The sequence below is a fragment of the Vibrio sp. THAF64 genome, from assembly GCF_009363455.1.
Lineage (GTDB): Bacteria > Pseudomonadota > Gammaproteobacteria > Enterobacterales > Vibrionaceae > Vibrio > Vibrio coralliilyticus.
Genome location: NZ_CP045356.1, coordinates 45383 through 57766 on the forward strand (window position 1 = coordinate 45383; position 12384 = coordinate 57766).

Below are 12384 nucleotides of genomic sequence, written 5' to 3' on the forward strand. Positions count from 1 at the left end.
TCAAATATGAAAATAAATAACACAGCCATTTTGGCATGTGCAGCGGTAGTATTCTCATCATTTGGTATTGCTGGTTATATTGAACTTGGCAATGAATATGAAGATTGGCGCGAACAAGAACAACGAACCAATACCATGCCCTATATTGCGATGGAATTTAATCCCATTGAAGAATCGTCGATGTTTCTTTACGCCAACTTTAGCTATCGTCATATGATAGAAAGCGATGAGCGTACGTGGAACAACCGAGCGAGACAGGACGTTGCCATTGGTTGGTCAGAAGGCTACGAAGATTTCTGGTGGGGGCCTAAATTCCAGATTCGTAATGAGATGTATGCCAACGACACACGCCGGACTGAATATCGCTTCTATAACAATATGGCTTATTACTTGACGGAAGATTATGACCTCATTCTGGACGGCTTTATTGCTCCGGTAGGCGTGAGAAACAGGCCTCGAGGTACGGACTGTGTGGGAGATAATGGTTGTCAGGACGAAGCAAATAACGATCTTCGTACAGGCTACACGGACTATTATCATGAAATAGATTTTGGACTGCGGACACGTCTCTCATACGATAAGACGCTTCAGACGACATTGTATAGTGAAGTAAGCAAACAAAATGGTTACGAAGGAGATAACCGAGCTTGGGAAGAAGAAAAAAGGGTTGAGTGGCAAATTCGTGTAAATTACACCCAGACTTTCGACGACCTCACGGTTACACCGTTTGTTCGATATACTTTTTATCGCCAGGCAGAAAGCGTCAATTATGGCGATAAAGATGAGTTAAGAGTTCGTGCTGGTCTTTGGGGTGATTATAAAATTGATGACAAGTCTAAATTCGTCTTTGAAACATATTATCAAACCGAAGATAAAGAAAACTTTGAACAAGATTGGAGTCAAAAGCAATGGGAAGATGATTATTTCTTCTTTAAAGTTGGCTATCGTCGATCATTCTAATTTTCATATTTAATTTCTATTATCTTTTCTAATTAATAAAATATATTGAGATAGGCATGAAGAGAATATTGTTATCTATGGCAGTGAGTTGTGTACTGTCAGGGACACTTGCGGCCCAAACACTGGATGTTGAATTAAATAATACTAAGCAAACCATTCATAGTTTTGGTGCGTCTGATGCATGGTCAATTAATCCGACTATTAATAAGTGGCAGGCTGAAGGCGATCAAAAGGCTATTGATCACTTGGCGGATTTACTTTTTTCTACCGAGAAGGGTATTGGGTTGTCAGCTTGGCGGTTTAACATTGGTGCAGGCAGTGCGGGGCAGGGTGACGGTAGCTTTATCCGTGATCCAATGCGAAGAGCCGAGTTACTGGTCCCAGAATCGGGTGCTGGTATTGATAGCACAAAGCAGCAAGGACAAATCCGGTTTATGCAGGAAGCGCATCAGCGTGGTGTAGACAACTTTATTGCGTTTGCGAATAGTCCACCTCACTATCTGACGAAAAACGGCTTAACTCATCCAACGGCAGCCGACGGTGTGGGTTCAACAAACCTTAAAGCGGATAAAGTGGATGAATTTTCTGACTTTTTGGTTGATGTATTGACTTACCTTCGCAGTGATGAAGTGGGTGTGCCAGTCAATTACGTTAGTCCAATCAACGAGCCAACTTGGGAATGGGAAGGGCAAACCCAAGAAGGAAACCGCTATAACATGGAAGAAGTCAAAGCGGTATATCGTAGCCTAGATAAAAAACTCGCAGATGCTGGTATCCGAAATGATGTTCACATTGATGGTGGCGAGGTGGTGGAGTTTACTGCTGCACTCAAGGATGCCTACAAGCGTAATTTTGATGGCTCATCTCAAACTAACGGTATGAATGCTCGTGGTGTAGGCTTGTACCGCAATTACATTGATGAATTACTTGGTGACCCTGAGATTCGCGACATTATCGGTAACCAGATCTCCGTGCATGGCTACTTCTCTGATGCTTGGCCAGACCGACTAGAAAAACTTAGAGAGATGACTTACGGCAACCTAAAATCGGTTTCTCCGGATGCAGAGATATGGATGAGTGAGATGAGCATTCTTGGCGATGCAGGGCTTGCGAGAAACTTTGATGGTCATGGGTTCGATGTGAATGATATGGATTATGCGCTGCATGTGGGTCGCATCATTCATCGTGATCTAACACGACTGAACGCATCTGCTTGGCATTGGTGGTTGGGGCTGACGCCATACGATTATAAGGACGGTATGATTAAGATCGATCCATCATTGGAATCTGATACCGTGCAAGATTCAAAAATGATGTGGACGGTCGGTAACTTCAGTCGCTTTATTCGCCCGGGCTATCAGCGTGTAGAGCTTGATGGGCCGGATGAACTTAAAGGGCTGATGACGTCAGCCTATGTGAGCCCTGAGAAAGATAAGCTTGTGGTGGTTGCAGTGAATGCAGGTGATAGTGCCGAAGCCGTTTCTATTGACCTTGAAGGGTCTCAAAGTGAAGCTACGTACCAGACATACGTGACGAACTCAGAGCACAACTTAGCTTTAATTGAATTAGAGAAGCAAGGTGATGAATATCAAGTGCCGGCTCGTTCTACGGTCACATTTGTCGCTAATCTCTAGGCGTTAAGTAAACAAAAAGCCCCGCTATGTTTTGACAGCATAGCGGGGCTTTTCTTTATACAGAGGACTGCTTTTTGACTGAATGGCGAACAACAAGTGTCGGCACATACAGGTGCTTATCGTGCTCGTAAGGGCTTTTTTCTGCGAGATGGATAGCAAGTCTTGCTGCGTGACTGGCCATGATTTGAATCGGGTAGCGAACTGTTGTCAGCGTAGGGGACAAATAACTGGCAATAGAAGAATCATCGAACCCTATGACAGAAACATCTTCCGGTACGCGTATGTTGTTTTCCGTCAGTACCTTTATCGCGCCGGCCGCCATCAAATCGTTGTAGGTTGCGATGGCGGTAAACGGGACGTTTTTCGCTAGCAGGTTTCTCATCGCCTCTGCACCACCTAGTTCATCAGGTTCGCCCGCAGCAACCAGGCTACCCGAATAGGATAGGCCATGTTTTTCTAGCTCTGAGCGATAGCCTTGTTTGCGATAAGCTGAGTCCTCAATTTGATGTGAAGACGCAAGATAACCAATTTTTTCGTGGCCAGCACGTAACAAGTGATTGAGGGCTAAACTGCTGCCTTTGACGTTGTCCAAGGCCACGCATCGTTCTGCAATTTCTGGAATGAAACGGTTAATGATGATCAGGCCGGGGATCTCTTGAGAGAACTTGATTAGCTCCTGATCAGATAATCCTTTACTGTGAATCACCAGCGAGTCACAACGATTGTTAATGAGGAGCTCAATCGCCTCCCGCTCATACGCTTCATTGTGATAACCATGGGTGATCAGAATATGCTTCTTATATTCACGGGCGACTTCATCAATCGCTTGTACCATCGCACCGTAAAAAGGGTTTGATACATCGGCAACTAAAACCCCAATGGATGGCGAGGATTTGCTCACCAAAGCGCGAGCATTGGCATTGGGGCGATAATTTAGCTTCTCCATCGCTGTATGGACGGCGTCAATCGCTGCTTGGCTAGTATGAGGAAGCTTATTAATGACTCTTGATACAGTAGCAACAGATAGCTTTGCTTCTTTTGCTACATCTCGAATGTTGGCCATAGTCGTTGAATGGTTTATTCAGTTGTTAAGGATTCTTCAGATGCTTCACAAGGGACGTCAAAGATCAAATCTTCAACCTTACCCGGTGAAAGAATATAGGCTTGAGGAACTTGAAAGCGGCATGCCATCATCTGGTTAAACATACTCCAATGATTGAGCAAGCATTGCTGATAGTCCCGGGTCTCATCGCTCCACGTTTCGCGCATAAACGGCCCGAGGCTGGCTGCACCATGGGCAAACATGATCATCTGCCATTTGATTTCCCAGATTTTAACCGGAGTTTGAGGAAAAGCCTCGTTATAGTCATCAGCGATGCGGTTGACCATATCTTCTAATTCACCTGAGTTATCGATGAAATAGTCGAATAGCGTATCTTCTTGACGGACGGCATCCGCAATCAACTGGATGGGTTGCTTAAAGGTCAACAGGTGCGCGAGTAGGCGAACAGAGAACAGATAAAGCTTAACGTTGGCGGTGATGTCTTTTGGCATGTTCTCAACGATAGTATGGATATAGGTCTCCATATAACAGTGCAGGCTATCGCTAATCGCGTACCAGATTTTCTCTTTGCTACCAAAATGATGCCTGATCAAGCTATGCGAAACTCCGGCTTTTTCGCTGATGTTACGAAGTGACACGCGTTCATAACCTAGCTCACAAAAGAGCTCTGTCGCGACTTTCATGATTTCACATTTTGTCTTTTCTGCATCTTGGGCGCTTCGGCGGCCTTGCTTTCTTTCAGTCATTTTCTCGTTCAATTGCTTACGACGCGGTATTTCTAACAGAAATCGAATCGCTTTTCATCTCATACGTCACTTATAAAACAAGCATACCAAAAAATTATACTGCACACATGGAAAATAAACATTGATCTCGCTTATATTATCCATATACTGCACAACTGTGTAATAAAATTAAAATGAGATCACCACATGATCAAATCTGCATTCAGAATGAGGCCATCAGCAAAGCTTTTGATCGCAAGTGCGATTGGGTTGACGCTGGTTGGCTGTAATAAAGCCGTATCAGAAGTGACAACACCCGTTGTGACACCAGTGAAGTTGATGGAAGTGCCGGATGTAACCCTAAGCCAGGTCGATTCCTTCATTGCCAAAATCGATGCCACTGACCGAGCTGCACTCTCTTTTCAAGTCGCAGGAGAAATTGAGAGCCTTAACGTAAAGATGGGAAGTATGGTTGAGAAAGGGGATGTGCTTGCTATTTTGGACCCTAATGATTATCAGCTCGCGTTGGATGCTCGTCAGGCCGAATACAGTTTAGCTAAGACAGCCTTTAATCGTGCAGATCAATTGTACTCAAAAAAGCTGATCAGTACGGATGATTTTGACCAGACAGAGACCCAGTACAAAGCGGCCAAAGCTGCCTATGAACAGGCTGTCACAGATCTAAACTATACCCGTATTACTGCTCCTTTTGATGGTGTTGTATCCATTACCTTTGCCAAAGAACATCAAGTAGTTGGTGCAAACCAACCGATCCTAAACCTTATCGATAACAGTGTCATGGATGTTGTTTTCACCGTACCTGTGACTTACACCGAGCAATATGGATTAGACAAGTTCAGCGCTTCGACACTCACAGTCTCTATGGACAGTCATCGCGATGTCGATATTCCTTCTGAGTTCAAAGAGATTTCCACGCAACCTGACGTTGATACCAACAGTTACAGCGCCAGCGTCACGATTCAACGACCACAAGAATTAAACCTATTACCTGGAATGACGGGCCAAGTTCGCTTGGTTAATGATGAGAAGAAAGCGACGATAAAAATTGCGCCTTCTGCGTGGATTTCAAAGCACGATACGACTGGACTTTTGTATCGATTTAATTCTGAAAATCAGACCATCCAACAAATTCAAGTAACGCTAGATGAACATGGTGACGTTATCTCCGGGTTGGAGAAAGGCGACCTGATTGTAGAAGCTGGCGTAGACAAATTGGCCTCTGGTCAGCAGGTTAAAGCTTGGATTAGAGAGGGAGGCATCTGATATGAAAATGTTTAAAGCCTCAATCATTGCGCTCTCTGTTTTAGGTCTTGTGGCATGTAAACCATCTGTGGAACACAGAGAAAAAAATGAACTACGAGTTGATACATTTGAAGTTGGCTCGCCTCTCACCAGTCAACATAGAAGCTTCAATGGTCAGGTGATGCCCGCTGAGCTGACCCCTTTATCTTTCCGACTTGATGGCGAGATATCTTCGATTCTGGTTCAGGAAGGTGACAATGTCACAAAGGGACAGGTCGTTGCGATTCTTGATGATGCGAAAGCAAAACAAAACCTTACCGATGCTCAGGCCAAATACGAGCTGGCACTAAAGCAGTTTAAGCGTGGTCAGGAATTAAGACACAACAAAATGATCTCAAGTGCTGACCTTGATGAGTTAAGTGCAAGTTTCAAACTAGCAGAAGCGAACTTAGGTACTGCCAAACTCAGAGTGGTTTATACGCGTCTAAAAGCACCGTTTGATGGTGTGGTGTCTAGCGTAGACAAGCAAAAGTTTGAGAACACCAGCCCCGGTGAAATGGTTGTCTCCATTTATCAAGACGAAAAAGTTTACGTCAAACTCAACGTGTCGGATACCGTCCTAGCAATGCTCAAACCCGAGTTGAGTTCAGAAAGATATCAGCCAACAGCAACTTTTGCGGGTCATGATGGAACTTACACCGTGTCTTATTTGGAGCACACGAGTGAACTGCACCCAGATAGCCAAACGTATGAGTTCTGGCTGTCTATGCCTCAGATTGAGCAACGTATTTTGCCGGGTACGAGTGTGCAAGTCTCAGTCGATCTGGTTAAGGCTGGTCTCAACACCATTCAAGGTTATCAATTGCCAATGACAGCGGTTGATACAGGCTTTAATCCACAGGACTTTTTTGCATGGAAGTTGGAAGACAATATTGCACATCGTTATCCCATTTCGGTGAGCCAGATTAACGGCTCTGGCGCGTTAATTTCAGGAGGCGTCGATACTGGTGACATCATTATTAACTCTAACTTACGCAAGCTGCGTGAAGGCATGGAAATTAAAGGAGCGCAGCAGTGAGCATTGCGGAGTATTCAATAAAAAACAAAGTCATTAGTTGGCTATTTCTGGTCATTTTGGCGGTGGGTGGCTACACGTCATTTATGGATCTTGGTCGTTTGGAAGACCCTGCGTTCACCATTAAAGATGCGATGATCATATCTACGTACCCGGGGGCTACCTCACAGGAAGTCGAGGAAGAATTAACATACCCGCTTGAGAAAGAAATTCGAAAGCTGCCTTATATCGACAAGATCACATCCACGTCTTCCAATGGCATGTCACAAATTATGGTCAGCATGGAAATGGAATACGGCCCGGACGAATTGCCACAAATCTGGGATGAAATGCGCCGTAAAATCTATGATCTTCAACCATCGTTGCCAAGTGGCGTGAACTCTATCCAGATCATTGACGACTTTGGTGATGTATATGGCGTCATGTTGATGCTAACTGGAGATGGCTACGATTATATCGAGCTAAAACGTTATGCTGACTATTTGAGCCGTGAGCTGGAATTAGTTGATGGTGTCGGCAAGGTAACTATTTCAGGTGATCAGCAGGAACAATTGTTCGTCGAAGTTTCGCTGGAAAGACTCGCTGCCCTTAATCTGGATATGAACACCGTGGTTGGCCTGTTAAGTCAGCAAAACAGTGTACAGTCCGCTGGTGATGTGATGGTCAATGGCCAGTCACTAACGATTCGACCAAACGGAACTATGAGCTCGGAACAGGAGTTGGAAGACCTCATTATCCACGGCCGCGATACGGGTAACCTGATTCGTTTGAAAGACGTGGCGACCGTGTCACGAGGAATTCAAGACAAACCTTCTAACGTACTGACATACAACGGTAAACCAGCAATCAATCTAGCGATCTCTTTTGGATCTGGTGTCAATGTTGTCGAGGTAGGGAACGCGATTCAAGCGGAACTTGCGGAATTGGAAAACATTAAGCCAGCAGGCGTAGAAATTAATTATTTCTACAATCAGTCCGCAGAAGTCGATAATTCAGTCAATGATTTCATTATCAGCCTAGGGCAGGCCGTTGCGATCGTTATCATCGTTTTGCTTTTCGCCATGGGATTACGTAGTGGCCTTATCATTGGTGCTGTGCTTTTACTGACCGTATTTGGTACGTTCATTTTAATGAAGCAGTATGATGTGGAATTACACCGTATTTCCCTAGGTGCGCTGATAATCGCCTTGGGTATGCTGGTGGATAACGCCATTGTTGTCGTTGAAGGGATATTGGTCGGACTTAAGAAGGGCAAGACTAAACTTCAAGCAGCTGTTGATATTGTCAAACAGACTCAGTGGCCGCTACTAGGTGCCACAGTTATTGCTATTACTGCATTTGCTCCAATTGGCCTGTCTCAGGATGCGACTGGTGAGTTTATGGGCTCTCTGTTTTGGGTGCTATGTTTCTCACTATTCCTAAGCTGGATCACGGCTCTCACGCTGACCCCTTTCCTTGCGGATTTAATGCTCAAGGAAAATGAAACGAATGCTGACGCTGAAGACGTTGATCCTTACAAAGGAATCTTGTTTACCGTTTTTGGTGCGTGCTTAAAATTCGCGCTTCGTTTTCGTTGGTTAACTGTCGCCAGCATGGTTGGACTGCTCGTGGTTGCTGTAATTGGTTTTGGCATGGTCAAGCAATCATTCTTCCCACCTTCAAACACCCCCATGTTTTACGTAGATATGTGGATGCCAGAAGGGACGGACATTCGTAAAACTGTTGAAGAAACGAAGAAGGTGGAACAGTACATTCGTGCTAAAGACAATGTTGAATTTGTAACCACCACAACAGGCCAAGGCTTGCAGCGATTCGCGCTGACTTATCAGCCTGAGAAAAGTTACGAAGCGTATACTCAGCTTCAAGTTCGAACGACAGATCGAGAAGTGATGTTCTCGCTTCTGGAGGAGCTTGATAGAGAACTTTCAGTTCAGTTCAATCAGCCCACATTCCAGTTCAAGTTGATGGAGTTTGGCCCGTCACCGGCGTCCAAGATTGAAGCACGGATCACTGGTCCAGACCCTCAGACTCTACGTTCGATTGCGGCTAAGGTTGAAGACATTTTACTGGCTGATCCTGGAGCACGAAATGTTCGTCACGACTGGCGTGAACGTACCAAGGAGCTAGTGCCTCAGTTTAATGAGTCAAAAGCCCGTCGTTTAGGCATCTCAAAAGAAGATGTATCCAACACTTTGCAAATGGCATTTGGTGGAACTCCAATTGGCTTGTTGCGTGATGGAACGCATATGCTGCCGATTATAGCTCGTTTGCCAGAAGAAGAACGCGTTGATTTCGAATCCTTGGCCAATGTGAAGATTTGGAGCCCGTCACTGCAGACATATATCCCAGTGGATCAGGTGATTGATGGGGTAAGCCTTCAATGGCAAGAACCGCTGATTCAGCGTCGTGATCGTAAACGTACTTTAACCGTATTGGCTGATCATGATGTGTTAGGTAATGAAACTGCGGCAAGTCTATTTGCTCGTATTCAGCCTAAAGTACAGGCAATGAGCTTACCTGAAGGATACAGCATTAGCTGGGGCGGGGAATATGAGTCATCTAAGGATGCACAAGAAGCCTTGTTTGGTTCATTGCCGATGGGTTACATGCTGATGTTCATTATCACCATGTTCCTATTTAACTCACTGCGTAAACCACTGGTTATTTGGTTCACAGTTCCACTGTCAATCATCGGTGTCTCGATAGGCTTACTGGCGACAGATATGCCGTTTAGCTTTACTGCTTTCCTTGGTTTGCTGAGCTTAAGTGGCATGATTCTGAAAAATGGCATTGTTCTACTAGACCAAATTAATATTGAGCTTGAGTCGGGTAAGGACCCTTACCAAGCTGTATTTGATAGTGCGATATCTCGTGTACGCCCGGTAAGTATGGCCGCACTGACAACGATATTAGGGATGATTCCACTTGTATTCGATGCTTTCTTTGGCTCGATGGCAATAACAATAATGGCTGGTTTGGGATTTGCTACGGTATTAACACTGATCGTAGTACCAGTTCTGTTTGCCATTTTCTACCGAATCAAACCATCCACTGCCGGATAAATTCACGGATAGAAATTCGATTCGATATTGGCCAACCCGGTAATTTTTACCGGGTTTTTTTATGTCTTTATTTTATAAAGTAAGTACAGAATTCGCCGATTTGGCTAGACCTTAGTATAAATAACGTCAATCGATATATATATTAAAATTAACATGAACTTATCGATTTAATTAACCATATTATAAATTGCAATGGATTGCATAGTTAAACCAAAGTCTAATAACGAAATGATTCTTTTGTCATGTAAACGTAAACCTATCTGTAACGAAAATAATTACGTTTTAAAAGGTGATAAAGATTGATGAAATAGGTGCAAACGACGAAAAGTGAAGTTAAAACAGTGTTTTAGCTATTGCTGATAAAAGAAGAGTTTAAATTTTATCCTTATAAAACAATAAGATATATGGGATTAACAACTATATAACATTACATTCCTTATGAGATCTTGTTCAACATTATGCAACTAAACTCAAAAAGTATTTGAACTGTAACATTAAGACATTAGTTTTAATTAACAGAACGAGGACGGAAAGTTCCTTATTTAAGTATTATTAATAACGTTGGTTGGTGCTTATTGTTGGCACCGGTTAATGGCGAATAAATTATTTTAATTGCTGTTAAGAATGGAGTCTCTTAATGAAAAAAGTCGCTTTGATCACGGGATCAAAAGGCGGAATTGGTTCTGCAATTTCTTCTCAACTAGTTAACGATGGTTATCGTGTAATTGCTACCTATTTTACTGGTAACTATCAGTGTGCTTTAGATTGGTTTAACGATAAAGAATTCAATGAAGATCAAGTTCGCTTGTTCGAATTGGATGTAACCAATACTGAGCAGTGTGCTGAACGTTTAGCTCTTTTGTTAGAAGAGGAAGGGACTATCGATGTCGTTGTAAATAACGCAGGTATCACTCGTGATGGCGTGTTTAAAAAGATGACAGCATCGGCTTGGAAAGAAGTCATTGAAACAAACCTAAACAGCTTGTTCAACGTTACGCAGCCACTGTTTGCTGCTATGTGTGAAAAAGGCAACGGGCGCGTTATCAATATCTCTTCAGTGAATGGCCTAAAAGGTCAGTTTGGTCAAACAAACTACTCGGCTGCAAAAGCAGGCATGATTGGGTTCTCCAAAGCGCTTGCCGCAGAAGGTGCGAGAAGCGGTGTGACGGTCAATGTTGTTGCTCCTGGATATACAGGTACTCCTATGGTTGAGCAAATGAAGCCAGAAGTACTTGAATCAATCAAAGCTCAAATCCCAATGAAACGCCTCGCAACACCGGAAGAAATTGCTAAGTCAGTTTCCTTCTTAGTGAGCGATGCGGGTGCATACATTACAGGCGAGACACTGTCTGTAAATGGCGGCTTATACATGCATTAAGGATGAATGAGATGGAAAAAGTTTATATTGTTGCAGCTAAGCGCACGCCAATTGGTTCATTTGGCGGAACGTTAAAAGACATTTCAGCAGGAAATCTAGGCTCAATTGCGATTAAAGCCGCTTTGGAGCAAGGTAAAGTTGCCCCTGAGCTAGTGGACGAAGTTATCGTTGGTAACGTCGTAGGTGCCGGACAAGGTATGGGTATTGGCCGCCAGGCTGCTCTCTATGCTGGTATTCCAGAATCAGTACCTGCTTACACACTCAATATGGTGTGTGGCAGCGGTATGAAAACGGTTATGGATGCGGTTAGTCACATTCGATCTGGTGATGCTTCTGTCGTGGTTGCGGCAGGCGTTGAAGTGATGTCCCAGATTCCTTTCATTGTGCCTAGCAACATTCGCGACGGACACAAGATGGGCAACATGAATCTAACGGATCTGCTCATCAACGATGGATTGACTGATGTTTTTAATCAATACCATATGGGCAAAACAGCTGAGAACGTTGCTCGCGAAGTAGGGATCAACCGTGAACAGCAGGATGAATACGCACTTGCAAGCCAAATGAAAGCCGTTGCGGCGATTGAGGCAGGTAAATTTGTGGATGAAATCGTTGCTGTTGACGTGAAAAAACGCAAAGAAACGATTGTTTTTGACACGGATGAATATCCGAAAGCGAATGCAACGTTGAGCGGTTTAGAGAAGCTACGTCCTGCTTTCGAAAAAGAAGGCACTGTTACTGCTGGTAATGCGTCTGGTATTAACGACGGTGCGAGCGCGATTATTGTTGCGAGTGAAAGTGCGGTTCAGAAGCATGGTTTGCAACCTATTGCTGAGATTGCAAGTTACGCGCAGTCTGGACTAAACCCTGAAATCATGGGATTGGGTCCGGTAGAAGCTGTGACTCAAGCACTGAGCAAAGCAGAAATCACAACAGATGATGTCAATGTTTATGAATTGAATGAAGCGTTTGCTGCTCAAGCACTCGGTGTCATCCATAAGCTAGCGCAAGAACACGATGTATCCGTTTCTTCGATTTTAGATAAAGCCAATGTAAATGGCGGTGCGATTGCTCTTGGTCACCCTCTAGGTGCATCAGGTAACCGTATTTTGGTTTCCCTTGTTCACGAACTTAACAGAAGTAACGGTACTTATGGTGTCGCTTCACTATGTGTTGGTGGTGGTATGGGAACTGCAGTAGTTATTAAATCAATCGCTTAAATTC

At 44.0% G+C, this 12384-nt stretch carries 9 protein-coding genes; 7 read left to right on the forward strand and 2 right to left on the reverse strand.

All coding sequences use genetic code 11. The annotated features are described in order from the left end of the window. The first annotated feature begins 6 nt into the window (after window positions 1-6). Window positions 7-960 carry a hypothetical protein gene (locus FIU99_RS16750; RefSeq protein WP_006961122.1) on the forward strand — a complete coding sequence of 318 codons (954 nt, stop codon included), beginning with the start codon at window positions 7-9 and terminating at the stop codon, window positions 958-960. A 56-nt stretch (window positions 961-1016) separates the two neighbouring features. Beyond that, complete coding sequence (locus FIU99_RS16755) at window positions 1017-2594, forward strand: glycoside hydrolase (RefSeq protein WP_152472404.1); 1578 nt, start codon at window positions 1017-1019, stop codon at window positions 2592-2594. A 55-nt stretch (window positions 2595-2649) separates the two neighbouring features. Here the strand turns inward: FIU99_RS16755 and FIU99_RS16760 are convergent, their stop codons facing one another. Both FIU99_RS16760 and FIU99_RS16765 read right to left on the reverse strand, forming a co-directional pair. Next, window positions 2650-3657 (reverse strand): substrate-binding domain-containing protein, encoded by a 1008-nt coding sequence (locus FIU99_RS16760; protein WP_152472405.1) that lies wholly within the window; start codon window positions 3655-3657, stop codon window positions 2650-2652. Between the two features lie 14 nt (window positions 3658-3671). Continuing rightward, window positions 3672-4403, reverse strand: a complete 732-nt coding sequence (locus tag FIU99_RS16765; RefSeq protein WP_099608292.1) for a TetR/AcrR family transcriptional regulator — start codon at window positions 4401-4403, stop codon at window positions 3672-3674. A 186-nt stretch (window positions 4404-4589) separates the two neighbouring features. Here FIU99_RS16765 and FIU99_RS16770 point away from each other — a divergent pair, with 186 nt between their 5' ends. The 5 genes from FIU99_RS16770 to FIU99_RS16790 all read left to right on the forward strand — a co-directional run bounded on the left by FIU99_RS16770 (window position 4590) and on the right by FIU99_RS16790 (window position 12380). Continuing rightward, window positions 4590-5666, forward strand: coding sequence for an efflux RND transporter periplasmic adaptor subunit (locus FIU99_RS16770; RefSeq protein ID WP_152472406.1), 1077 nt, complete (start codon window positions 4590-4592; stop codon window positions 5664-5666). A gap of 1 nt (window position 5667) precedes the next feature. Continuing rightward, on the forward strand, window positions 5668-6723 hold the full coding sequence (locus FIU99_RS16775) for an efflux RND transporter periplasmic adaptor subunit (protein WP_152472407.1): 1056 nt from the start codon (window positions 5668-5670) through the stop codon (window positions 6721-6723). Then, a complete protein-coding gene (locus FIU99_RS16780) occupies window positions 6720-9782 on the forward strand; it encodes an efflux RND transporter permease subunit (RefSeq protein WP_099608294.1) in 3063 nt (1020 codons plus the stop codon). The genes FIU99_RS16775 and FIU99_RS16780 overlap by 4 nt, the downstream gene beginning before the upstream one ends. Before the next feature lie 637 nt (window positions 9783-10419). Next, window positions 10420-11160, forward strand: coding sequence for an SDR family oxidoreductase (locus FIU99_RS16785; protein WP_006961113.1), 741 nt, complete (start codon window positions 10420-10422; stop codon window positions 11158-11160). A gap of 11 nt (window positions 11161-11171) precedes the next feature. After that, a complete protein-coding gene (locus FIU99_RS16790; RefSeq protein WP_045985178.1) occupies window positions 11172-12380 on the forward strand; it encodes an acetyl-CoA C-acetyltransferase in 1209 nt (402 codons plus the stop codon). The last annotated feature ends 4 nt before the right edge of the window (window positions 12381-12384 follow it).